At 50.3% G+C, this 22,622-nt stretch carries 23 protein-coding genes; 16 read left to right on the forward strand and 7 right to left on the reverse strand.

Annotation, left to right across the window (positions count from 1 at the left end; all coding sequences use genetic code 11):
* The first annotated feature begins 8 nt into the window (after nt 1–8).
* Entirely contained in the window at nt 9–2,345 is a 2,337-nt protein-coding gene (gene pbpC, locus Q394_RS0104275; RefSeq protein WP_051542755.1) for a penicillin-binding protein 1C, read from the forward strand.
* Here the strand turns inward: pbpC and Q394_RS0104280 are convergent, their stop codons facing one another.
* The 6 genes from Q394_RS0104280 to nadB form a co-directional block, all read right to left on the reverse strand.
* Nucleotides 2,346–3,806, reverse strand: coding sequence for an ATP-binding protein (locus Q394_RS0104280; RefSeq protein WP_028488185.1), 1,461 nt, complete (start codon nt 3,804–3,806; stop codon nt 2,346–2,348). It abuts the gene before it with no gap.
* Nucleotides 3,807–3,824: 18 nt separating this feature from the next.
* Nucleotides 3,825–4,526 (reverse strand): response regulator transcription factor, encoded by a 702-nt coding sequence (locus Q394_RS0104285; protein ID WP_028488186.1) that lies wholly within the window; start codon nt 4,524–4,526, stop codon nt 3,825–3,827.
* A 227-nt stretch (nt 4,527–4,753) separates the two neighbouring features.
* Nucleotides 4,754–5,056, reverse strand: coding sequence for a hypothetical protein (locus Q394_RS0104290; RefSeq protein WP_028488187.1), 303 nt, complete (start codon nt 5,054–5,056; stop codon nt 4,754–4,756).
* Nucleotides 5,057–5,240: 184 nt separating this feature from the next.
* Complete coding sequence (locus tag Q394_RS0104295; RefSeq protein ID WP_028488188.1) at nt 5,241–6,386, reverse strand: cupin domain-containing protein; 1,146 nt, start codon at nt 6,384–6,386, stop codon at nt 5,241–5,243.
* Nucleotides 6,387–7,754: an adenylosuccinate lyase gene (gene purB / locus Q394_RS0104300; RefSeq protein ID WP_028488189.1), complete on the reverse strand. Its 1,368-nt coding sequence runs from the start codon at nt 7,752–7,754 to the stop codon at nt 6,387–6,389.
* Between the two features lie 64 nt (nt 7,755–7,818).
* Nucleotides 7,819–9,417 (reverse strand): L-aspartate oxidase, encoded by a 1,599-nt coding sequence (gene nadB, locus Q394_RS0104305; protein WP_028488190.1) that lies wholly within the window; start codon nt 9,415–9,417, stop codon nt 7,819–7,821.
* A gap of 113 nt (nt 9,418–9,530) precedes the next feature.
* Between nadB and rpoE the strand changes: the two genes are divergently transcribed.
* The 15 genes from rpoE to acpS are packed head-to-tail and all read left to right on the forward strand — an operon-like array spanning nt 9,531 to nt 20,691.
* The gene (rpoE, locus tag Q394_RS0104310; RefSeq protein ID WP_028488191.1) at nt 9,531–10,106 is read left to right on the forward strand and encodes an RNA polymerase sigma factor RpoE; all 576 of its coding nucleotides are present in this window, start codon (nt 9,531–9,533) and stop codon (nt 10,104–10,106) included.
* Between the two features lie 39 nt (nt 10,107–10,145).
* Nucleotides 10,146–10,739, forward strand: a complete 594-nt coding sequence (locus Q394_RS21295; RefSeq protein WP_028488192.1) for a sigma-E factor negative regulatory protein — start codon at nt 10,146–10,148, stop codon at nt 10,737–10,739.
* On the forward strand, nt 10,726–11,610 hold the full coding sequence (locus tag Q394_RS0104320; protein ID WP_028488193.1) for a MucB/RseB C-terminal domain-containing protein: 885 nt from the start codon (nt 10,726–10,728) through the stop codon (nt 11,608–11,610). The genes Q394_RS21295 and Q394_RS0104320 overlap by 14 nt, the downstream gene beginning before the upstream one ends.
* Nucleotides 11,600–12,178, forward strand: coding sequence for a SoxR reducing system RseC family protein (locus Q394_RS0104325; RefSeq protein WP_028488194.1), 579 nt, complete (start codon nt 11,600–11,602; stop codon nt 12,176–12,178). Before Q394_RS0104320 ends, Q394_RS0104325 begins: the two co-directional genes overlap by 11 nt.
* A gap of 18 nt (nt 12,179–12,196) precedes the next feature.
* On the forward strand, nt 12,197–13,585 hold the full coding sequence (locus Q394_RS0104330; RefSeq protein WP_342665150.1) for a Do family serine endopeptidase: 1,389 nt from the start codon (nt 12,197–12,199) through the stop codon (nt 13,583–13,585).
* Nucleotides 13,572–13,829: a glutaredoxin family protein gene (locus tag Q394_RS0104335; RefSeq protein WP_028488196.1), complete on the forward strand. Its 258-nt coding sequence runs from the start codon at nt 13,572–13,574 to the stop codon at nt 13,827–13,829. Before Q394_RS0104330 ends, Q394_RS0104335 begins: the two co-directional genes overlap by 14 nt.
* Entirely contained in the window at nt 13,822–15,627 is a 1,806-nt protein-coding gene (lepA, locus tag Q394_RS0104340; RefSeq protein WP_028488197.1) for a translation elongation factor 4, read from the forward strand. Before Q394_RS0104335 ends, lepA begins: the two co-directional genes overlap by 8 nt.
* A 12-nt stretch (nt 15,628–15,639) precedes the next feature.
* Nucleotides 15,640–16,404, forward strand: coding sequence for a signal peptidase I (lepB, locus tag Q394_RS0104345; RefSeq protein ID WP_028488198.1), 765 nt, complete (start codon nt 15,640–15,642; stop codon nt 16,402–16,404).
* A gap of 53 nt (nt 16,405–16,457) precedes the next feature.
* Nucleotides 16,458–16,838, forward strand: coding sequence for a DUF4845 domain-containing protein (locus Q394_RS0104350; protein ID WP_028488199.1), 381 nt, complete (start codon nt 16,458–16,460; stop codon nt 16,836–16,838).
* The gene (gene rnc, locus Q394_RS0104355; RefSeq protein ID WP_028488200.1) at nt 16,835–17,500 is read left to right on the forward strand and encodes a ribonuclease III; all 666 of its coding nucleotides are present in this window, start codon (nt 16,835–16,837) and stop codon (nt 17,498–17,500) included. The genes Q394_RS0104350 and rnc overlap by 4 nt, the downstream gene beginning before the upstream one ends.
* Nucleotides 17,497–18,408: a GTPase Era gene (era, locus tag Q394_RS0104360; RefSeq protein WP_028488201.1), complete on the forward strand. Its 912-nt coding sequence runs from the start codon at nt 17,497–17,499 to the stop codon at nt 18,406–18,408. Before rnc ends, era begins: the two co-directional genes overlap by 4 nt.
* Nucleotides 18,409–18,418: 10 nt before the next feature.
* On the forward strand, nt 18,419–18,871 hold the full coding sequence (locus tag Q394_RS0104365; RefSeq protein WP_038140478.1) for a DUF2721 domain-containing protein: 453 nt from the start codon (nt 18,419–18,421) through the stop codon (nt 18,869–18,871).
* 8 nt (nt 18,872–18,879) lie between these two features.
* Nucleotides 18,880–19,569: a DNA repair protein RecO gene (gene recO, locus Q394_RS19105; protein ID WP_051542758.1), complete on the forward strand. Its 690-nt coding sequence runs from the start codon at nt 18,880–18,882 to the stop codon at nt 19,567–19,569.
* The gene (gene pdxJ, locus Q394_RS0104375) at nt 19,562–20,296 is read left to right on the forward strand and encodes a pyridoxine 5'-phosphate synthase (RefSeq protein ID WP_028488203.1); all 735 of its coding nucleotides are present in this window, start codon (nt 19,562–19,564) and stop codon (nt 20,294–20,296) included. The genes recO and pdxJ overlap by 8 nt, the downstream gene beginning before the upstream one ends.
* Nucleotides 20,293–20,691 (forward strand): holo-ACP synthase, encoded by a 399-nt coding sequence (acpS, locus tag Q394_RS0104380; RefSeq protein WP_038140481.1) that lies wholly within the window; start codon nt 20,293–20,295, stop codon nt 20,689–20,691. The genes pdxJ and acpS overlap by 4 nt, the downstream gene beginning before the upstream one ends.
* Here acpS and Q394_RS21300 read toward each other — a convergent pair.
* Nucleotides 20,617–22,479 (reverse strand): ATP-binding protein, encoded by a 1,863-nt coding sequence (locus Q394_RS21300; RefSeq protein WP_156946734.1) that lies wholly within the window; start codon nt 22,477–22,479, stop codon nt 20,617–20,619. The genes acpS and Q394_RS21300 overlap by 75 nt on opposite strands.
* Between the last annotated feature and the right edge of the window lie 143 nt (nt 22,480–22,622).

The following is a 22,622-nucleotide window of genomic DNA, read 5'->3' on the forward strand; positions in this document are numbered from 1 at the left end:
GATAAACCATGACGTGCCGTTATCCATGGTGGCTAGGTGGAACGACTATTGTTTGCCTGCTGTTATTCGTGTTGGCGGATCGTCTTTGGGCTTTGCCTGATCCACAGCGTGTGCGCAGTGTGCTGATTTTGGCGCAAGACCGCACGCCCTTACGTGCTTTTGCTGATAACGAAGGTGTGTGGCGTTACCCGGTGACACTGGATGAAGTGTCACCCTTGTATGTACAAGCCCTGCTGGAATACGAGGATCGCTGGTTTTACTGGCATCCGGGCATTAATCCATTTGCGTTGGTGCGAGCGGGGTGGCAATGGTTGCGGGGTGGTCAGATTATTTCTGGTGGGTCTACGCTGACTATGCAGGTGGCGCGTATTCTCGACCCACACGACCGCAGCATGGCTGGAAAATTACGGCAAATGTTCCGTGCTTTGCAGCTTGAATGGCATTATAGCAAGTCTGAAATCCTTACTTTTTATCTTAATCTTGCTCCTTTCGGTGGGCCTATTGAAGGTGTGCAGACGGCAAGTTTTGCTTGGTTGCATAAATCAGCAGTGGATTTGAGCCATGCCGAAGCGGCGTTATTGGCGGTTTTGCCTCAAGCTCCTTCGCGTTTACGGCCTGATCGTCATCCAGAACTGGCGCAGCGTTACCGTGACAAAGTATTACGCCGTATGGTGATTCAGGGTATCTGGTCGCAAGCGGTGGTGGATGATGCGATGAATGAGCCGGTGATGCATTCACGTTTTCAGCAGCCAATGATTGCGCCGTTGTTCGCGGAACGGATGAAGTCACAGGCCTTTGCCGCCAATGTTGCCCGTTTGCAAACGACATTGGATGCGAATGCCCAATGGGCCGTGGATAATGTGTTGCGTACTCGTGTGGGAGGTTTACCGCCTAAGGCTTCTATTGGTGTTTTGGTGATGGAGAATACGACGGGCTATGTACGAGCTTATGCAGGCTCGGCGGATTTTTACAATGCTGAACGCTTTGGGCATGTCGATATGGTGCAGGCTGTACGTTCCCCTGGTTCTACCTTGAAGCCTTTTTTGTACGGTATGGCGTTGGAAGATGGCTTGATACATTCCTCCAGTTTGTTGAGTGATGTGCCTGTAAAGTTGCATGACTATGCACCACAGAATTTTGTGCGGCATTTTTCGGGTGCGGTTAGTGTGACTGAGGCTCTACAGCAATCGCTAAATGTTCCTGCGGTGGATGTATTGCAACGCTTGAATCCCAGTACATTTGTGGCAAGGTTGCGGAATGGTGGTATTGTGGTTAGCTTTCCCGAACAGGCAGCGCCGAATCTGAGTGTTATTCTGGGCGGGGCTGGGACAACGCTGGAGGATTTAGTGCGTGGGTTTACAGCATTTGCGCGTAAGGGAATCAGTATTAAGCCGCGCTTTCTCAGCGATGAGCCCATCGTAGAGCGGCGGATGTTGTCGGCAGGCGCGGCTTGGATCATTCAGGATATTTTACGGGGTATTCCTGCTCCCGAAGGTAGCGTCAATGTGACGGGAGTGGCTTGGAAGACGGGGACGAGCTATGGGTTCCGGGATGCTTGGGCAGTTGGTGTTAATGATGCTTATACCGTGGGAGTATGGACAGGTCGCCCAGATGGTACGCCGTTACCAGGAAGTTTTGGGGCGATAGCCGCAGGCCCCATTCTGTTTGATGTCTTTCGTGCCTTGCCTAAACAGCGTGATGTCAATACGCGGCGTCGCCCGCTGGAGGTGACACAAACAGATATTTGTTGGCCGTTGGGGGAGAGTGCGGCGAGTACTGCTCCAGAGCATTGTCATGTACGTCAGCAGGCTTGGGTGCTGGATGGGCATATTCCACCAACTTTGCCACATTTGCGGCAGTATTCGTGGTCGGCTGGCTTGCAAACCTATTGGGTCAATCCGCTGACAGGGTTGCGGGTAACAGCAGCGTGTAGTGCGCCGCAGCGGGTGGCTCGGCAGGTCGCTCAATGGCCATTGGAGTTGCATCCGTGGTTATCGAATGCCTTATTGTCAACAATAAACTTGCCTAAATTTGATGCTAGTTGTCCGTTGGGTAGTGAGTATCAGGAGGGGACACAATTATCTATCCGCTATTTGGATGACAGTACCTGTTTGTATTTACCCAAAGTCGGAGAAGCGCAGAGAACAAAGAGTGTGACTCTGGATCTGCACGCAGAAGGTGGAATAGGGCAATACTTTTGGTTGATCAACGGTGAGCTGATAGGGAAGGTTGTTGGGCAACAAGGTTTGCGTTACACGTTTGAACGGGCAGGGGATTATGATTTAACGGTGTTTGATGCAGCTGGGGGTGTTGATAAGGTGGCTATTAGGGTTATGACACCTTAATCAGATAGGTAAGTGTAAACGAACCCTTGCACCCACATACGGCGAAACTTGTAATTCAATTTTGCCACCAATGGCCGAAACAATTTCTGTACTGACCGCCATACCAATGCCTTGGCCTTCACTTTTACTGTCTTCGCGCACGCCACGTTGCAATAGTTTGGCGGGGTTGTCGACTGGGAAACCTAGGCCGTCATCGTCAATATCGATCACCAGCATATTGTTGTCTTGGTGGGCAGAAACTTCCACAATATTTTGGCAGAAACGGCAGGCGTTATTTATCAGATTGCCAAGCAGTTCTGTCATGTCTTCTGCATCCATTCGACATTTGGCGTATTCGTCGGCATTAATACGAATTTCAAAAGGTTTGTCCCGGTAGACCTTATGGAAGGTTTCTCGTAAGCGGAACAATATTGGGCGGATGGGTTGTGATAGGATCATGGCACCTTGGTTTGTCACCATAGCACGTCGCAGTTGATGGCCTACGATTTCGCGCATCCGTTCAATTTGTGCTTCAAATACTTTGACCGCCGCTTCAATTTGGGGCGTGTGCTTTGCTTGATTTAGCTGGTCAAGCTGGTGTTGCATCGCCGTCAAGGGGGTTTTGATGCTATGGGCAAGGTCATCAAGCGTATCTTTATAACGTTGTTTTTGCCCTTTTTCATAGCTTAATAAGCCATTCAGGGCATTTTTGACCGGTAGCAGTTCTTCGGGATAATGATCGCTGATAAGTTCTTTGTCACCCGATTCAATGGCTTTAACTTCATTCTCGAACTCTTTGATAGGTGCGACAACCCAAAAGCTCAGAGCAAGTTGCGCGATCAATACCAATACGGTTGATAGGAAAAGTAGGATCGCAAATTTCTCGCGCATATCCTGCATTTCTTTTTCAATATCGGCAATGGATGCGCCGATGACAAATTGGAATTTTCCATAAGTGGAATCGAAAAAGCTTTGAATGGACAGTAAGTATTCCTGATTATACGTTTGTTTCAGCAATGGGTCGTTTTCGAGCCTGTTGAGATCTTTGGGCTGTAATGGCTTAAGTTGCGCAAAGGATGGCTCAAAGCTGATTTTTAGGTTTTTATCGACATTGAAACGTAAGTAATAATCATCGCCTACCTCACTACTGGGTTTACTGAGTGAGGAAGCGCTCCAGACGATTTTGGACTTTTCTGTATCAATGACATAAGCAAAGTGATTTTGAGTGACATCATCTAAGTTATGGTCCATTACCATTTTTTTGGCGCTGGACTCCATTTCTTTATCTAAAATCTCAAACTTACCGTCCTGAAAGTTCAAATAGCCTAAAACATCATAGGATATTTCTCTCAGCTCAGCCTGTTTCTGCTCAATTTTGTAGCTGTGCGAAAACCAATGCAACATGCTACCTAGCATGAAAATGCCAACCATGATAACGCCAAAACCACTAATCAGTTGGCGACTGCGTAAAGAGCTGATCATGTGTTTAGCAGCTGTGCATTAAGTGCGCGTGAGTGTGAAGCGGTAGCCACGACCACGTAACGTCTCAATCGGTTTGAGTGTGTCATTTGGATCGAGTTTAATGCGCAACCGACGAATAAATACTTCAATGACATTGCTATCACGATCAGTATCTTCTTCATACAGGCTGTCAGTCAGGCGTGTTTTTGAAATGACTTCACCAGCATGTAACATCAGGTGCTCAAGTACGCGGTATTCATAAGCAGTCAATGTGACTTCTTGTTCATTGACATAGACACGCTGTTCTGAGGTATTTAAGCGGATAGGACCGCAACTGAGTTCGGCTTGAGTCCAGCGTCCAGTACGGCGTAATTGTACACGCAAACGGGCGATGAGTTCTTCGGTATGGAATGGTTTGGTTACATAGTCGTCAGCACCCGCTTCGAGTCCTTCGACTTTGCTTTGCCAGCGATCGCGAGCGGTCAGAATAATAATCGGGTAATCCAGCCCTTTAGCTCGGATGGCGCGGATAATATCCAAACCCAAATCGTTATTAACCTGCCCACCTTTAGAATTGGGTAGGCCTAAATCGATGACGGCCACGTCAATAGGATATTCCAGTGCAACATATAGCCCCTGTGAGCCATCGGCGGCGAGATCTACGGTAAAGCCACTTTTTTTAAGGTCTTCAGCAACCTGTTCGCGGATGATATCTTGGTCTTCTATTATAAGTACGCGCATGACACGGTTCTTTCCTGTTCGTCAACTGATAATGATTTAATTGTAACTATGGGGGCTTTTTAATCAGAATGCCCCTGAAATGCAATCATACACCAGCTTGTTAGGAATAAAAAACAATCATTCTGGATTATTAGTAGAAATTATCAAAAAAATGCCTAGAAATTCTGTTCGAACTCTAGGCACTTAATTAAAAATGTATTTTTTTACAGTAGCTTATGAAGTATTCTTCAGTCGCTACAGGCAACTTTGATTGTTAGATATTCACCTTCTAGTGAAAGCATACGAACAACATGGCAATCAGGATAACCCGGTAAAGGCTTTTCCTGCACGGATAGTACGCGTCCCTTATAGGCACTTTTTACTTTAGATAAGACAGCATCCCGTCCGATGGGTTCGCTGGGATTGCTGCGTTTTAGTGAAATTTTCCTTTCACTATCCGCTGCATTCGCAATATTTGGCAGTAAGGTGATAGTAACACCCACAACCATAGCGCTGCATAACGCAGCAAGCATGGACTTTTTGAAATCCATCGTTTTTCCCCTGTTACATAAAAAATCAGCAAAGACACAAAAGCTATCTCTACAGAGATAAGTGAATTATTAGGATGCATATTAATCGCTCAAAACTGAATGGGCGGTGAATACCCATTAGTTTGATTTATTCATCTTGATGATAAATATAGGAAATGCTTAAATCATGAGCGATGAGGGCTTATCACTTTTTTGCTATAAAAATCCCCGTTTCTAACAGTGTATGCAATGTGTCAAAACATATTTCATCAGTGAGAAAATGAGCATAGTTTTTGTGCAGAAGTATTGTAGATTGACAGAGGTATTCAATAAATTGAATATGTTGGCTACCAAGATCGTAATGATTGCCATTCGTAAATAGATGCACATTATTGTCTAACAGAAAGTACAGAATGCGTGCATCTAGCACTTTTTCAAACCGCTTTTTCTGTCTAATGAGTTTACCAAATTCGGCGCGACTGATGATTTCGGCTTCTAGGGGAGGCGTATTTGTTTTGGGAATGGTGAGATATTTTCCCAGCCATAGCTGTAAAGATTGTTCATCTTGCGGCAGTGCATCCACCAAAAAGTCCACCAGACTATCCATGTCCGAGGCTGTTAATTCACCAGAATGTTGTTGCGGGCTGCGTCCACTGTCGCTGAAACGTCGCTTTAGACGTGGATCTTCCAGTGAATCCTCAAGCAGTCGTTCCAGCATATCGGCTTGTGATGGGGCACGGAAACCGACCGAATAGGTCAAGCATTCGTTCAGGGCAACCCCATAATGCGGCACATTGGGGGGCAGGTAGAGCAGGTCACCCGGTTCTACCACCCATTCCTGTTCTGCCACAAAGTCGCTCATGATGCGTAACTCCAGATCGGGCAGGAAATTGTCAGGATTAGCCGTTTGGGTGGTGATCTGCCAGCGGCGTTGCCCTTGCGCTTGTAGCAGGAATACGTCGTATTCATCCACATGCGGGCCAACCGAGCCGCCTTCGACGGCAAAACTGATCATTAAGTCGTCGATACGCCAGTCGGGGATAAAGCGGAACGGTTCCATCACCGCTTTCAGTTCCGGCAAGTGCTGGTCGGTGTCGTTGACCAGCAAGGTCCAATGGGTTTCTGGCAAGTGGCTGAAATCGTCTTCGTCGAAGGCACCGTGGCGAACTTCCCACGGGTGTTCGCCGCCTTTTTCGATGACAATACGCGCGGTATCGGTTTCACAGGCCAAACCCGCCAGTTCATCCTGCGTAATCGGTGACTGGAAGTTGGGGAAGGCTTGGCGGATCAACAGCGGCTTTTTCTGCCAGTAATCCCGCAAGAATTCTTCAACGCTAATATCACCAAACATTTATACCGCCTTGGCTTGCGCAATCGCATTGCCGATGTAAGTAGCAGGTGTCATGGCAATCAGCGCGTCTTTGGCTTCCTGCGGCATGTCCAGTGTATTGACGAATTCGCGCAAGCCTTCCGGGGTAATGCGTTGTCCACGGGTCAGGGCTTTGAGCTTTTCATACGGCTGTTCGATGCCGTAGCGACGCATCACGGTTTGGATGGGTTCGGCGAGTACTTCCCAGTTGGCGTCGAGGTCGGCAGCGATGGCGGTAGTGTTGACTTCCAGCTTGCTGATGCCTTTGAGGGCGGATTGGTAAGCAATCAGGGTATGCCCCAAACCAACGCCGAGGGTACGCAAGACGGTGGAGTCGGTCAGGTCACGCTGCCAGCGCGAAATGGGTAGCTTTTGCGCCAGATGAGTCATCAGGGCATTGGCAATGCCGAAGTTGCCTTCTGCATTCTCGAAATCAATCGGGTTGACCTTGTGCGGCATGGTGGAGGAACCGACTTCGCCCGCAATCACTTTCTGTTTGAAATAGCCTAGTGAGATGTAGCTCCACACGTCACGGCAGAAGTCGATCAGGATGGTATTGGCGCGTGCCACGGCATCGAAGGTTTCCGCGATGTAATCATGCGGTTCGATTTGCGTGGTGTACGGGTTCCAAGTCAGGCCGAGTGAGGTGATGAACTGTTCAGCGGTAGTTTCCCAATCAATGTCGGGGTAGGCGCTGATGTGGGCGTTGTAGTTACCGACTGCACCGTTGATTTTGCCAAGGTATTGCGCGGCGAGTATGTGGCGTTGCTGACGTTCCAAACGTGCTACGACGTTCGCCATTTCCTTGCCAAGGGTGGAAGGCGAGGCGGGTTGCCCGTGGGTGCGTGACAGCAGCGGAATGTCGGCGTAAGCGTGCGCAAGCTGGCGAATGGCGGCGATGGTCGTGGCCAATTCGGGGTGAATGACGTTTTCCATGCCGCCTTTGAGCATCAGGGCATAAGACAGGTTGTTGATGTCTTCGGAGGTGCAGGCGAAGTGGATGAATTCGCTGACGGCTTCCAGCTCTGCCTGCCCGGCGATTTTTTCCTTGAGGTAATACTCGACCGCTTTCACGTCATGGTTGGTGGTGCGCTCAATCGCTTTAACACGCAACGCATCCGTTTCGCTAAAGTTGCTGAGGATGCTTTCCAGAAACGTGTTGGTTGCCGCTGAAAACGCAGGCACTTCGCTGATTTGTGGGTGTGCCGCCAGCATTTGCAGCCAGCGGATTTCGACCAGTACGCGGTGGTAAATCAGGCCGTATTCGCTGAACCACGGGCGTAAGGCCGCTGTTTTACTGGCGTAGCGCCCATCAGTAGGGGAAAGTGCGGTGAGTGCAGAAAGTTCCATGCCGTATCCTGAAGCAAAATAATGACCTGCGATTGTACCGTAAATTCATCTGCTGTTAATCCTGTTAATGCGTATGGTAGGTGGTAATGGGGTCTAAAATCGTGGGAATGCCATCGAGTTTGGGGTTGGTTTTAGGAAAGTTGAGGGTGTAATGCAGGCCACGACTTTCCGGGCGATCCAGCGCTGAGCGGATAATTAGCCAAGCGATCAAGGCAAGGTTACGCAATTCGATCAGGTCACTGGTGACACGGAAGTTGGCGTAGTACTCGTCGATTTCGTGCAATAGTAATTCCATGCGGTTGCGGGCGCGTTGCAGGCGTTTGGTGGTGCGCACGATGCCGACGTAATCCCACATGAAACGGCGAATTTCATCCCAGTTATGAGTAATCACCACGCGCTCATCCGAATCGGTGACGCGGCTTTCATCCCAGTTGGGAATGGGCAGGTCGAGCGCGGGTTCTTGCAACCTACTGATAATGTCCTGTGCGGCGGATTTGCCGTAGACAATGCATTCTAGTAAGGAGTTGCTGGCCATGCGGTTGGCACCGTGCAGCCCGGTGTAGGAGGCTTCGCCGATGCAATACAGCGCGTCTACATCGGTGTGTCCGTTTTGATCAACCATCACGCCGCCGCAGGTGTAGTGGGCAGCGGGGACGACCGGCACAGGTTCTTTGCTCATGTCGTAGCCAAACTTTTCGCAAGTGGCGTAGACATTGGGGAAGTGACTGATGATGAAATCGCGCGGTTTGTGGCTGATGTCGAGGTAGACGCAATCCAGCCCCAAACGCTTCATTTCATGGTCAATGGCGCGTGCCACGATGTCGCGCGGCGCGAGTTCGGCACGGGGGTCGAAACGTGGCATGAAACGGCTGCCATCTTTTAATAATAAGAGTCCGCCTTCGCCGCGCACCGCTTCGGTGATCAAGCTGGATTTGGCGTGAGGGTGGTATAAACAGGTAGGGTGAAATTGCATGAATTCCATATTGGCCACCCGGCAACCGGCACGCCATGCCATCGCGATGCCATCACCGCTCGCGCCATCGGGGTTGCTGGTGTAGAGGTAGACTTTGCTTGCCCCGCCTGTTGCCAGTACGGTGAAGCGTGCATGTAGGGTCTGAACGCGTTTAGCCTTACGGTTCAGCGCATACGCACCAATGCAGCGGTTGCTGCGATGCCCTAGTTTGCGGGCGGTAATTAAATCCACCGCGATGTGGTGTTCCAGTAAGGTGATATTGCTGCGTTGGCGTACTTGCCCGACCAAGGTGTGTTCGATGGCAGCACCACTGGCGTCAGCGGCATGGGCAATGCGCCGGTGGCTGTGCCCACCTTCACGGGTTAGGTGGAGGCGGTTGGTGTCGTGCTCTTCGCGGGTGAAGGGGACGCCTGCATCTAATAACCATTTGATGGAGCTTGCACCATTTTCAACGGTAAAACGCACGGCGGCTTCATCACACAGCCCCGCACCCGCATTGAGGGTATCGGTAATATGCGAATCCACGCTGTCGGTGGCATCCAGCACGGCGGAAATGCCACCTTGCGCATAGACGGTGCTGCCTTCGGTGATGACGTCCTTGCTCAATACGGCAATCTTGCAGTCTTCAGGCAAACTCAGTGCCAAGGTTAAGCCTGCTGCGCCGCTACCGATGATTAATACATCGTACATATGCGTCCCTCTTAGTTTCTGTGTGGAATTCATTAAGTTTAACTATTCTAATCTTGCTTTGCGGCATGTAGCATATAGTCTTAGTAAGATAATAACCAAGGAGTAAGGCCCTGATGGGCACGAGCTATACCGATCTCGAACTGGTGCAACGCATCCAGTCTGGGGACAAGAAATCATTCGATATTCTGGTTCTGAAGTACCAACACAAGGTTATTAGCTTGGTGTTGCGCTATGTTCATGACCACGATACTGCACAAGATGTTGCGCAGGAAGCCTTTATCAAAGCGTATAAGGGGTTAAAAAACTTTCGAGGCGACAGTGCGTTTTATACTTGGCTTTACCGTATTGCTATTAATACAGCAAAAAACTATCTGGTGTCGCAGAATCGCCGTTTACCTGATACGGATATTGATGCACAAGAAGCGGAACAATTTGGGGGTGAGTCCGCTCTAAAGGAATATGCCACGCCTGAACATGAATTGTTAACCGCTGAAATTCAGACCACAGTCTCGCAAGCGATTGAGGATCTACCTGAAGATTTGCGGACTGCCATCATGTTACGGGAGCTGGAGGGCATGAGTTACGAAGAAATTGCAGTGACAATGGATTGTCCAATAGGTACTGTACGTTCGCGGATTTTCCGGGCGCGTGAGTCGATTGACAAAGTATTGAGGCCGCTACTTGGCTAAACCTCCGAGAGTAGTGTCTCAAGGTGAAGGTGAAATAAAATGAATACGATAAAAGAAGAACTCTTGTCGGCTTTCCTTGATGACGAGAGCAATGAGTTTGAGCGGCGACGCTTACTCGATGAATTGAAAAAAGATGATGAAATGGGTGCAACCCTGTCACGTTACGCCTTTATGGGTGAAGCGATGCGGGCGAGTAAAGGTCAGGCTATGGGGCAGGGCGTTTCACTGTTGTCACGCATTCAGGATGAGCTGGAAGATGAGCCAGCGTACACGGCAGATAATGTTGTGCCAATGCCGGTTCGTGCCAATACTGCCACCAAAGTGCATTCTTACCGTTGGCTGGGGATGGGCATGGCCGCTACCGTGGCGGCCGTGGCGGTGGGCAGTGTGTTGTTTATGGGGCAACCCAAAGCACCCGATGCGCAAATAGCAGCAGCAATTCCGGCGACTCCGGTCAGTACGGCGACCGTCGTGGCTGATGCGGGTAGTACGGATGTGCGTATCCAGCAAGTCGGGCGTATTGATCCGCAAGCCCGTGACATTCTTAAGCAGTATGTGTCGCAGCATGTCAAATATGCTTCTACGACGGTGATTGCACCTTCAATTCGGGCGGTTTCCTATGCCAACGATTAAGCACTCCGTTTCCCTCGCAGTATTGGTGGCGGTGCTCGCATGGTCAGCGCCGAGTATGGCGAATGAGGCTGGTGATCTGCTTGCCAAGATGCGTAATGCGGTGCATGCGCTGAATTATTCAGGCACGTTGGTGTATTCACAGGGTAATGAGCTTTCCAATTACCAGATTAGCCATACGCTGGAAAATGGGACTGAAAAGGAAAGCGTGGTGCGTTTGGCGCAGGGTACCGAGGCTGGTGATGAGAATGTGGAAAGTTTTTCGTTAGCCAAGCTTCAGCAAGTGCAGCCGCAAGCGGAAGATGTTTATACGTTGGATCTGGGTGGGCAGGAGTTTGTGGCGAATCGCAATTGCCAGATTGTGGTGGCACGGCCACGTGATGGAATGCGTTACCTGCAACGTTATTGTATTGAACCGGACAGTGGCATGTTGTTGAAATATTCACTGGTTGATCGTTCCCATCGTTCGGTTGAGCAGTTGATGTTTACGGCATTGGATATCGTGGCTACAACGTCAGATGCTGTGCCGCCCATTCAGCAAGCACCTGTGGCAGCGCCTGCCGCCGCAATGCCGAGCAAGGATTGGATTTTTACTTCATTACCTGTTGGTTTCCAGCAAGTTCAGGATTTACAGCAGGACGGTGTTAATGGCAAAGCGCCCGTGCGGCAGATTATCCTGTCAGATGGTATGACATCGGTGTCAGTGTTTATTGCTCCCCCCGGTGCGCTTGGTATGTTGGATAGCATGGGACTATCATCCGGTGCGATGAATATTTATGCTTCCGAAGTGGATCAATACCAGATTACGTTGGTGGGTGAAGTACCTGTCGCTACTCTGAAAAGTATTAGTGATGCATTGCAACATGTCCACTGAAAACAAGGCTGTCATGATTAAGTTTGTAGCAAGCCCCCGTCGTTATACTGATGATATAATGGTCAATAATGAGGGCAACGGGATGATTGAGCAAACGGCAACAGTAGTCAGTGTTGAATCGGGCTATGCGTGGATTATTCCACAACAACAAGCGGGTGGTTGTGGAGGGTGTGCGTCGAAGCGTTCGTGCGCATCCACCGCATCGCCCTTTGATCTTGTGCGTAAGGAACCCCAGAAAATGCGGGTATTGAACCCATCGTATGCGCGTCCCGGTGATACCGTGGTCGTTGGTATGCAGGGTGATGCGCTGGTGGTCTATTCTTTGCTGGCTTATATGTTGCCTTTGCTGGGTATGCTTGCATTGGCTGTATTGGGGCGTGAAACCTTCGCTTTTTTCGGCATGGCGAATGAGTTAGGCACTGTATTCAGTGGTTTGCTGGGCTTAATGGGGGGGTTGCGCTTGGCCAATCTGATCAGCTTGCGCTCCCTTCAGTCAGCTGATTTCCAGCCGGTGATTTTACGTGTTGTTGGACAGCCCATCTTTAGCGGTTTGCAGCACATTGCCTGAGAGAACTACTCCATGTTGATGCAAGGGTTGCGGGGAGTAATACTCGTATGTATTCTTTTTTTTACAAAAACAGTATTTTCCCATGATTTGCCTCAATTTGCTGCGCTGGTAAAGCAGAATAGCCCAGCCGTTGTGAATATCAGTACCAAGCAAAGCATTTCCCCTGCTGAAATGCTGCCTAACGCCTCTCCATCCCCTGAATCTGATGAGCTTTTTGATGAGCTGATGAAGCGCCTTTTTGAGCGTGACGGCAGTAGTGGTGGAAAGCCCTTCGATTTCGATAGCAATTCGCGTGGTTCTGGTTTTGTCTATTCATCTGACGGTTATATCGTCACTAATCACCATGTCGTGGTTGACGCAGATGAAATCAAGGTCAGATTTACGGATGGACGTGAACTGCCCGCACAGCTGGTTGGAAGTGATGAGCGTACTGATGTCGCGCTGTTAAAAGTGGCGGCTACTGATTTACCTGTGTTGAGAATGGGAACTTCAGCCCCCTTGGAAGTGGGTGAATGGGTATTGGCAATTGGTTCACCTTTTGGTTTTGATCACAGTGCGACAGCGGGTATTGTGAGTGCGAAGGGGCGTAGTTTACCAGATGAAAATTATGTTCCATTCATTCAGACCGATGTGGCGATTAATCCCGGTAATTCAGGTGGCCCCCTGTTCAATCTTGATGGCGAAGTTGTCGGTATTAACTCTCAGATTTACAGCCGTTCGGGTGGTTTTATGGGGGTTTCCTTTGCTATTCCGATTGATCTTGCTCAGGACGTGATTGAGCAGTTGAAAAGCAAGGGTGCTGTATCGCGTGCTTGGGTTGGTGTGTATGTACAAGCAATTGACGCTAATTTAGCGCAATCTTTCAAGATGAGTAAACCCGAAGGCGCATTGGTTGCCCAAGTCATGAAAGATGGCCCAGCCGCACGCGCTTTGAACCTAGGCGATGTTATCCTGAGTTTTGATGGCAAGCCGGTGACTAATGCAGCGGCTTTGCCCCCTATCGTGGGTAATACCGCTATCGGTAAGAAAGTGGTGATTGAAATTTTGCGCGAAGGTAAGCGTAAAACCGTCACCATGACTGTCACTGAGTTACCTAATAGTCCTAAGGCGGTTGCATCTACTCATTCACCGGTGGCAGCACCCGTCGCTGGTACGTTAGGCATGAAGCTGAGTGATACCGAAGCAGGGGTATGGGTGGACGAAGTGATCGGTGAGCCAGCTCGCAGTGCCGGGATTGCCATAGGTGATACTATCCGCCAGCTTGATAGTCAGACAGTGACGTCTGTGGCGGGCTTGCAAGCGATTGCTATCGAGCTGGATGTCGGAAAAACCGTCGCAGTTTTAGTGAATCGTGAGGGTTCCGCCCGTTTTCTGGCCATGAAGATTGAGGCAAATGCAAGAGAGTGAAGCAAAAACCCATCTGAGCGTGTATTATCGCGTGGGCTGTCATCTTTGTGACGAGATGACAGCCCTTTTGTGTGAATTTCAGGATGAACTGAGGTTTACGTTCGAGCTGGTCGACATTGACGCGGATGCAGAGTTAAGAGTGCGTTTTAATGCGGATGTCCCAGTAGTAGCATGGGGAAAGCAGATTTTATTCTGGCATTTCTTCGATGAAGCGATTTTGAGGCAAGCATTACAGCATGGGTGAGGCGAATAAGAATATCCGCAATTTTTCAATTATTGCGCATATTGACCACGGTAAATCGACACTATCTGACCGCTTTATCCAGTATTGCGGGGGGTTGGCTGATCGTGAAATGGAAGCACAAGTTCTGGATTCGATGGATCTGGAGCGTGAACGCGGTATTACGATTAAAGCACAGTGCGTGGCTTTGGACTATAAAGCCCGCAATGGTGAAACCTACCACCTGAACTTCATCGACACGCCGGGGCATGTGGACTTTTCCTATGAAGTGTCACGCTCGTTGGCGGCTTGTGATGGCGCATTGCTGGTGGTAGATGCTTCACAAGGGGTGGAAGCGCAAAGTGTTGCTAACTGCTACACCGCGCTTGACCTTAATCTGGAAGTCGTGCCAGTACTCAATAAAATCGACCTGCCAGCGGCTGACCCTGACCGTGTGTGTCAGGAAATTGAAGATATTATCGGCATTGAGGCGACCGATGCGGTGCGCGTCAGTGCTAAAAGCGGCATTGGTATCGAAGACCTGCTGGAACAATTGGTGGAACGCATTCCACCCCCCAAAGGCGACCCGGATGCGCCACTCAAAGCCCTGATCATTGACTCGTGGTTCGACAACTACCTTGGCGTGGTGGTGTTGGTGCGGATGATTGATGGCGAAATGCGCAAGAAAATGAAAATCCGCTTCATGTCGACTGGGCGTGATTTTCAGGTGGAGCGCGTGGGTATTTACACGCCTAAAATGAAAGATCTGGATGTATTGCGTGCGGGCGAAGTAGGTTTCATGATTTCCGGCATCAAGGAAATCGCCGCTGCGAAAGTCGGTGATACCATTACCGACGCACAAAAACCAGCAACCACGCCTTTACAAGGCTTCAAGGAAATCCAGCCACGCGTTTTCGCAGGTTTGTTCCCGATTGAGTCCGACCAGTACGAAAACCTGCGTGATGCGCTTTCCAAGCTCAAGCTCAACGATTCCGCCTTGTTTTATGAGCCAGAAACCTCGCAAGCACTGGGCTTTGGTTTCCGTTGTGGCTTCCTCGGCATGTTGCACATGGAAATTGTGCAGGAACGTCTGGAACGTGAATACAATCTTGACCTGATTTCCACCGCACCCACGGTTATCTACGAGGTGGTGTTGACCAATGGTGAGAAACAGTTCATCCACAGCCCGTCTGAATTGCCAGTCGTGAACAAGCTGGCAGAAATTCGCGAGCCGATTATTATCGGTACTATTCTCGTGCCACAGGAATATGTCGGCAACGTCATTACCTTGTGCATGGAAAAGCGCGGTATGCAAAAGAACATGCAGTACATGGGTAATCAAGTGTCACTGACATTTGAATTGCCGCTGGCTGAAGTGGTGATGGATTTCTTTGACCGCCTGAAATCGTGCAGCCGGGGTTATGCTTCTTTCGATTACGCGATGGATCGTTTCGAGCCAGCCCCGATGGTGCGCGTGGATGTCTTGGTCAACGGTGAAAAGGTTGATGCGTTAGCGCTGATGATCCACCGTGATTTCGCCCAATCACGCGGGCGGATGTTGGTGGAAAAGATGAAAGACCTGATTCCGCGTCAGATGTATGAAGTGGCTATTCAAGCAGCCATCGGCAGCAATATCATTGCCCGCAGCACGGTCAAGGCGATGCGTAAAGACGTGACGGCGAAGTGTTACGGTGGTGACGTAAGTCGTAAGCGTAAGCTGCTGGAAAAACAGAAAGAAGGCAAAAAGCGCATGAAGCAGGTCGGTAGCGTGGAAATACCGCAAGAAGCCTTCCTTGCTGTATTGAAAGTTAGCGATAAGTAATAAGGACAAGACATGGATTTTGATCTGGAATTTTGGTTAGGCAGTGCTACAGCGGTGACGGGCGTCATCTGGTTACTGTATGCCTTGCTTGCCGGAAAAAAAGCGGAAGCTGCAGAGCCGATATTGGTGGAGTATGCCCGTTCCTTTTTTCCAGTATTGTTGGCGGTGCTGTTGCTACGCTCGTTTGTGGCAGAACCTTTCCGTATTCCGTCTGGTTCGATGTTACCTACGCTGGAAATTGGTGATTTTATTCTGGTAAACAAGTTTGCTTATGGCTTGCGTTTACCCATATTGCACACAAAGGTAGTGGAGATCGGCGACCCGCAACGGGGTGATGTGGTGGTGTTCCGTTTTCCTGGTAATCCCAAAATTGACTATATCAAGCGCCTCATCGGTGTGCCGGGTGATGTGGTGAGCTGGAACGATAAAACACTGACCGTGAATGGTGTTGCTTTGAACCGTGATGCGATGGGTGACTATTTGCGCCCTGATCAACAAACGCCACCATCAATTCATCTGAAAGAAGATCTACTGGGTGTGCCACATGATATATTGGTAACGCCCGGACGCGTTGGCCCAACAGGTTCTGTGACGGTTCCTCCAGGGCATTACTTCATGATGGGTGATAACCGCGACAACAGTAATGATGGGCGGATGTGGGGTTTAGTACCTGAAGATAATGTAGTAGGAAAGGCAACGATTGTCTGGATGCACATGAATTTTGGCGGTGAAGGCAAAGGCTTCAACTTCTCACGAATTGGTAGTGCGATGCATTAGAGTTCAGCTTCGCTTAGCCAACCATTAATCAATAACAATAAAGGTAAGTAACAATGCGCAAGCAACAAGGTGCGACTTTTTTAACATGGGTCGCGGGTGTCGGTGTGGTGATTTTTGTGTTTCTTACGGCAACTAAGATGGCACCCTTGTATATGGAGTTCTATACAGTGCGTTCATTAGTTGATCATGTGGCGCAAGAGTCGCCGGGAAATATATCCCTTCAACAAATCCGTCGCAAAATCGATGACTTTATGATTGTCAATAGTCTGGATTCTTTCTCGACAGATGATTTTAAAGTGATCGATGTCCAAGGTAAGAACAATGTACGGGCACTTGAGATACACTATGAGGTTCGTAAGCATTGGGTTGCGAACATTGATTTTTTAATGAACTTCCAATATTCCAAAGAGCTGGGAGCGGCTAGCGATACTTGAACAAATTAACTAAGCTACTGGGTAGCGAATTGATGGCGACGGACACCTTTGTCCGTGCCATCACCCACCGCAGCGCGGAGGGTAAACATAACGAGCGCATGGAGTTTCTTGGTGATAGCGTGCTTGGGCTAATTATCACCACGGAGCTTTATCAGCGGATTCCACGGGCTAGCGAAGGCTACCTGAGCCGTTTACGTGCTTCATTGGTCAATGAAAATGCTTTGGCGGGGATTGCCGCCGAACTGGCTATCGGTGATTTTTTACGTCTGGGGCCGGGCGAGCTGAAAAGCGGTGGTTTTCGGCGCAAGTCCATCATCGCCGATGCGTTTGAAGCACTGGTCGGCTGTATTTATCTGGAACAGGGCATGGCGACGGCGACAGCGTTCGTGCTCACCGCTTATGGCGATCGGTTGGATAACTTACCCGCCGAAGACAGTCTAAAAGACCCCAAAAGCCGCTTGCAGGAATTCCTCCAATCACGCGGGCACGAGCTGCCTGAATACAATCTGATTGATACCCAAGGGGAAGCCCATCGCCAAACGTTTACGGCGGAATGCATTGTCCCCAAACTCAATATCCGTACCATCGGCACTTCAGGAAGCCGCCGTAAGGCCGAGCAGGAAGCTGCTGGTCTTGCATTCCAACAGGTAACAGCAAAATGACTGAGATAACTTCTACGCCATCAACACAACGTTGTGGCTATGTCGCCATTGTTGGACGACCCAATGTGGGCAAATCCACCCTGATGAACCTGCTGATTGGTTTCAAGGTTTCTGCCACGGCTAACAAGCCGCAAACCACGCGCCACAGTATCCGGGGTATTTTGACTGAAGACGATTATCAGATGATTTTCGTCGACACACCGGGGATTCACCGTACTTCCAAAAGCTTGCTCAACAAAACCATCAACCTTGAAGCGGTGGCTGCATTGGAAGGTGTCGATGCAGTGGTCATGATCGTGGAGGTGCTGAAGTGGCAGGATGAAGATGATTTGGTGTTGCAACGCCTTGGTCATGTCACCTGTCCGGTGTTTCTGGTCGCCAACAAAGTCGACCGGCTGGAAAAGAAAGAACGCTTACTAAGCTGGTTGCCGGAAGTGCTGGCAAAGTACCCGTTCAAGGAAATTTTCCCACTCTCCGCGACCAAAGGCACGAATACGCAGCAGCTCAAGGCTTCATTGGCGAAAGTCATGCCGCAACAAGATTGGGTATACGCCGAAGATGACGTGACCGACCAGTCTACCCGCTTCATTTGCGGCGAGTTGATCCGCGAGCAATTGATGACGTATTTGCATCAGGAAATGCCGTATTCCACCGCGATTGAGATCGAAACCTTTGAGGAAAAGCCTAAACTGACCGAAATCAATGCGGTGATCTGGGTCAGTCGCGAAAACCAGAAAGGTATTGTGATCGGGAATAAAGGCGACACGCTAAAACGCATCGGCAGCTCGGCGCGATTTGCGCTGGAAGCGTTTCTGGAACGCAAAGTCATGCTGAAATTATGGGTGCGCGTCGAAGAAAATTGGGAAAATAGCCCACGTCACCTGCAAAGTTTGGGGATTTCAACCTAAGGGGCGAGCGATGCTACTGTTAGCACAAGAAGCGGAAGTCATTTCCAACGTCGCGCATGTGATTCAATTGGCGGTTGCTCCGGTGTTCTTGCTGACAGGTATCGGTAGTATTTTGTCGGTGCTGGTGAACCGTTTAGTGCGGGTGGTGGATCGCTTTCGTGTGCTGGATAGTAATTTTCAGCAAGCGAGTGCGGCGGTACTGGTGGTGATTCGTCATGAAATGCAGGCGCTTTCCCGCCGCGCCCGTATGATTCATTGGGCAATCGGCTTGTGTACGGTGTGTGCCTTGTTGATTTGTGTGGTGATTGCCATGCTATTTTTCAGTGCCATGTTGGGGATGGATCTATCCACGGCGGTATCCATACTGTTCATTATTGCGATGTTGATGTTGGTCAGCGGATTGCTGTGCTTTTTGCAGGAAATCCGTATTGCCACCAGCAGCATTGATGTCACCCCCCGTTAGCGCGTCCGATGGCGGCTGAACTTTCCCCCGCGTTTATTTTGCGGCGTAACCCCTACCGCGACACCAGTTTATTGCTGGATATGTTTACCCGCGACGCTGGCAAAATCACCTGCGTTGCCAAGTTTGGCCAAGGCAAGGGCACGCGCTCCAAAGGTATGCTTGAACCTTTCCGGCAACTCGAAGCCAGTTGGGTGGGCAAGGGTGAAGTGTTCACCCTGTTCAATGCCGAAGAAAAACGCCGTTTCCCCCTGAAAGCTGCCGGACTGGTACGCGCCGTGTATGCCAACGAATTGCTGTTGCGGGCGCTGTGGCAACACCAGCCGCAGCCGGAATTATTTGCCCAGTACCAACAACTGCTGTTCCGCTTGGAAAACCCTGCTGAGGTACTCGCACTGCCGTTGTTTGAACTGGACGTGCTGGCAATGGCAGGCTATGTTCTGAACCTGTGGCACGACGACGCGGATGGGCAAGTAATCCACGCCAACTGCCGTTACCGTTTTCGCCCCGACCACGGTATATACCCGGACGCAGGTGAGGGTAAAGGCGTGCCGCTTTCCGGTAGGCTATTAATCGCCTTGCGCGAGCCAGAAACCATGGCGACCGAACAGCGTTTGGAACTGCGCCATACCCTGGATTACCTGATACAGATGTTGCTGAAAGGCAAAACCTTGAATGCGAGAAGATTACTCAATGAATAAGATCGAACTTGGTGTCAATATCGACCACATCGCCACGTTGCGCCAGGCACGCGGCACGGCTTACCCCGATTTGCTGGAAGCTGTGCGGCTGGTGGAAGACGCAGGTGCACACGCCATCACCATCCATTTGCGCGAAGACCGTCGCCATATTCAAGATGCGGATGTGTACGCTATCCGCCAGATGTGTACCCGTCGCCTGAATCTGGAGCTGGCTGCCACCGATGAAATGGTGGGCATTGCTTGCGACGTATTGCCGAATGATGCGTGTGTGGTTCCCGAAAAGCGCGAAGAGCTTACCACTGAAGGTGGGCTGGACATTATCGGGCAATTCGAGCGGGTACGCAGCGTGACCCAGCGTTTGAATGCCGCGAATATTCGCGTATCACTGTTCATCGAGCCGGATATTGAACAAATTCGCCGCGTTCCTGACATCGGTGCGCCCGTGATCGAGCTGCATACTGGCACGTATGCCAATGCCACGGGCGCAGCCAAAGCGCAGGAACTCCAACGCATTCGCGAAGCTACCGAGTTTGCCCACAGCCTCGGCATTCAGGTGAACGCAGGTCACGGGCTGGATTATCACAATACGCAAGCCATCGCGGTCATCCCCAATATCCGCGAACTGAACATCGGCCATTCGATGGTGGCGCGGGCGGTATTCGTCGGCATCCGCCAAGCGACCGTGGAAATGCTGGCATTGATGCAAGCGGCACGTGCTGGCTCATGAAAATTATCGGCATCGGCACAGACATCGTGGAAATTGCCCGTCTTGAGGAAACCTTGCAACGTCACCCAGAACGGTTTCCCGAACGAATTTTACACCCTGCCGAACTCAAACGTTTTGCCACCGAAACCAAGCAAGCAGCATGGCTGGCAAAACGTTTTGCGACCAAAGAGGCCGTTGCCAAAGCCCTCGGCACGGGGATTGGCAAGGAAACTCGCTTGCAGGAAATCGAAACCACCCACGATGCACGCGGTAAACCACTTCTGCAATTGCACGGGGTGACGCTGGCAACGGCTACTGCGCTGGGTGTGACGGCAATCGAACTATCCGTCGCAGACGAGCGCACTCACGCGGTCGCCTTTGTGATTCTGGTGGGCGGGGCTGACGGGTTGCTGTAACCACTTTTTCAGTTCAGTTTCCAGCGTTTGGGGATCCAGTGGCTTACCCAGATGGCTGTTCATCCCGGCTTGCAGGCAAGCAGCAATATCAGTAGACAGGGTGTTCGCGGTCAGAGCAATCACCGGAATGGCTGAGTTGCGCACCGCCGCCATGCTCGCATGAGTCTGCATTCCCCGGATATGGCGGCAGGCTTCCATACCGTCGCATTCGGGCATTTGAACATCCATTAGCACCAGATCGTAATCGGCTTCAATCAGGCGTTGGATAGCCTGTTCACCATTTTCCACGGTGTCGATGTGGGTCAGCCCCAATTGTTCGAGCATGGCTTGGGCGATGATTTGGTTGATGGCATTGTCTTCCGCCAGCAGAATCCGGCTGGATGTTTCCAATGGCGCATCAGTGATGGGTGTAGTAATCGTTTCCGGGTTGGCAGCTTGAGTCTCTGCTGCCTGATAGGGAAGCTCGAACCAGAAGCAGGCGCCTTGTCCCGCTTCACTGTGTACGCCAATATCACCCTCCATCAGGCTGACCAACTGTTTGGAAATCGCTAAACCCAGACCCGTGCCGCCGTATTTGCGGGCAGTAGACGATTCCATTTGCTGAAAACTGTTGAACAGCAGTGGCTGTTTTTCTGCCGGAATGCCAATACCGGTATCGCTGATTTCAAAGCGTAGCCGTTCCCCGTTGGCGCTCAGGCTGATGGCGAGTGTTACCGTGCCCGTTTCAGTAAATTTGATGGCATTGCCCAGTAAGTTAAGCAGTATTTGTTGGATGCGGATTTCATCGCCCATGAGAAAAGGGGCGATGTTCTCGCTGATACGGGTGGTAAACGTGAGCCCTTTTTCCTTGGCGCGGATATCCAGCAAATGCTGTAAATGGACAACCATTTCACCCAGATGGTAGGTTGATAGCTCCAATTCCATCTTGCCTGCTTCGATCTTGGAAAAGTCGAGTAGGTCATTCAGCAGCGCCAATAATGTTTTGCCGCTGCGGTTGATCAGGGAAACGTATTGCTGTTGATCAGCGGTACTTACCAAGGGTGTTAGCAGACCACTTGCCCCCAGAATGCCGTTCATGGGAGTGCGTAATTCATGGCTCATATTGGCCAGAAATCGGCTCTTGGCCTGATTGGCGATTTCAGCGGCGTCCTTGGCACTTGCTAACGTGGCAGCTTGCTGTTCCAGTAAATCGTTTTTGTAGAGAAGCTGGTAGTAGTCACGGTGCAGCGTTTTGCCAAAGAATTGGGTGACAATGCTGAACAGGAGTAAGGAGAGGGCAACGCTATAGGCAGTGTTTGTCCCCATGTGTAACAGTACGATGATCTGCGGCCAAATCATGATATTGACGTAGGTAAGAAACAGTGGGTTGTGGGGGGCAAGGCTGGTCGTCGTGCCAACACTGAGCATTAACAGTGGTAGTAGCATAAGGGTTCCCTGTTCTGCTAGCCCGACATGCATTAGCCCCCAAGCGGTAAACAACGCCCAAACAATAGCCGAGGTTATCAGGCCAAATCCGAGCAGAAACCGCGCCCTGTCCGGCTGTGTTTTGTAAAGCTTAGGAAACTGTTTCATCAACAATAAACGCATGATACCAAGAGCCAACATCAACAGGCCAATACCGTAGACGAGGATGCTATGGTGCTGAATAATATCAGTCCCCAGTGCGAGAACGACCCAAGCAATCATGTAAGGAAACACACCATTGATCGAGCGGCGGCTCAGGTCATGGTCGCTTTGGATGTGCATGGCGGCAGATACGGGGATGTTCCCTACGGATACATAATTCACACTATTCCCGGTGCTTTTTTGTTATTGGCTAACGTACAACTTACCGTATTATGGGGTAAGGTCAAGCCAAATCCGCCGACAGGTAGCGAATACGCAGGATGGCTGTTAAGCTCCTCTTCTCAACACAAAATCAAGAGTGCAGG

Source organism: Thiothrix lacustris DSM 21227, assembly GCF_000621325.1.
Lineage (GTDB): Bacteria > Pseudomonadota > Gammaproteobacteria > Thiotrichales > Thiotrichaceae > Thiothrix > Thiothrix lacustris.

Excerpts from the sequence above, each read along its gene's own strand:
- Q394_RS0104280 (WP_028488185.1), bottom strand. The coding sequence starts at position 3,806 with ATGATCAGCTCTTTACGCAGTCGCCAACTGATTAGTGGTTTTGGCGTT.
- Q394_RS0104330 (WP_342665150.1), top strand. The coding sequence starts at position 12,197 with ATGCAAGGGTTGCGGGGAGTAATACTCGTATGTATTCTTTTTTTTACA.
- Q394_RS0104350 (WP_028488199.1), top strand. The coding sequence starts at position 16,458 with ATGCGCAAGCAACAAGGTGCGACTTTTTTAACATGGGTCGCGGGTGTC.
- lepA (WP_028488197.1), top strand. The coding sequence starts at position 13,822 with ATGGGTGAGGCGAATAAGAATATCCGCAATTTTTCAATTATTGCGCAT.
- nadB (WP_028488190.1), bottom strand. The coding sequence starts at position 9,417 with ATGTACGATGTATTAATCATCGGTAGCGGCGCAGCAGGCTTAACCTTG.
- Q394_RS0104295 (WP_028488188.1), bottom strand. The coding sequence starts at position 6,386 with ATGTTTGGTGATATTAGCGTTGAAGAATTCTTGCGGGATTACTGGCAG.
- Q394_RS0104325 (WP_028488194.1), top strand. The coding sequence starts at position 11,600 with ATGTCCACTGAAAACAAGGCTGTCATGATTAAGTTTGTAGCAAGCCCC.
- era (WP_028488201.1), top strand. The coding sequence starts at position 17,497 with ATGACTGAGATAACTTCTACGCCATCAACACAACGTTGTGGCTATGTC.
- recO (WP_051542758.1), top strand. The coding sequence starts at position 18,880 with ATGGCGGCTGAACTTTCCCCCGCGTTTATTTTGCGGCGTAACCCCTAC.
- Q394_RS0104290 (WP_028488187.1), bottom strand. The coding sequence starts at position 5,056 with ATGGATTTCAAAAAGTCCATGCTTGCTGCGTTATGCAGCGCTATGGTT.
- Q394_RS0104335 (WP_028488196.1), top strand. The coding sequence starts at position 13,572 with ATGCAAGAGAGTGAAGCAAAAACCCATCTGAGCGTGTATTATCGCGTG.
- lepB (WP_028488198.1), top strand. The coding sequence starts at position 15,640 with ATGGATTTTGATCTGGAATTTTGGTTAGGCAGTGCTACAGCGGTGACG.
- Q394_RS21295 (WP_028488192.1), top strand. The coding sequence starts at position 10,146 with ATGAATACGATAAAAGAAGAACTCTTGTCGGCTTTCCTTGATGACGAG.
- purB (WP_028488189.1), bottom strand. The coding sequence starts at position 7,754 with ATGGAACTTTCTGCACTCACCGCACTTTCCCCTACTGATGGGCGCTAC.
- Q394_RS0104320 (WP_028488193.1), top strand. The coding sequence starts at position 10,726 with ATGCCAACGATTAAGCACTCCGTTTCCCTCGCAGTATTGGTGGCGGTG.
- Q394_RS0104365 (WP_038140478.1), top strand. The coding sequence starts at position 18,419 with ATGCTACTGTTAGCACAAGAAGCGGAAGTCATTTCCAACGTCGCGCAT.
- pbpC (WP_051542755.1), top strand. The coding sequence starts at position 9 with ATGACGTGCCGTTATCCATGGTGGCTAGGTGGAACGACTATTGTTTGC.
- acpS (WP_038140481.1), top strand. The coding sequence starts at position 20,293 with ATGAAAATTATCGGCATCGGCACAGACATCGTGGAAATTGCCCGTCTT.
- rpoE (WP_028488191.1), top strand. The coding sequence starts at position 9,531 with ATGGGCACGAGCTATACCGATCTCGAACTGGTGCAACGCATCCAGTCT.
- Q394_RS0104285 (WP_028488186.1), bottom strand. The coding sequence starts at position 4,526 with ATGCGCGTACTTATAATAGAAGACCAAGATATCATCCGCGAACAGGTT.
- pdxJ (WP_028488203.1), top strand. The coding sequence starts at position 19,562 with ATGAATAAGATCGAACTTGGTGTCAATATCGACCACATCGCCACGTTG.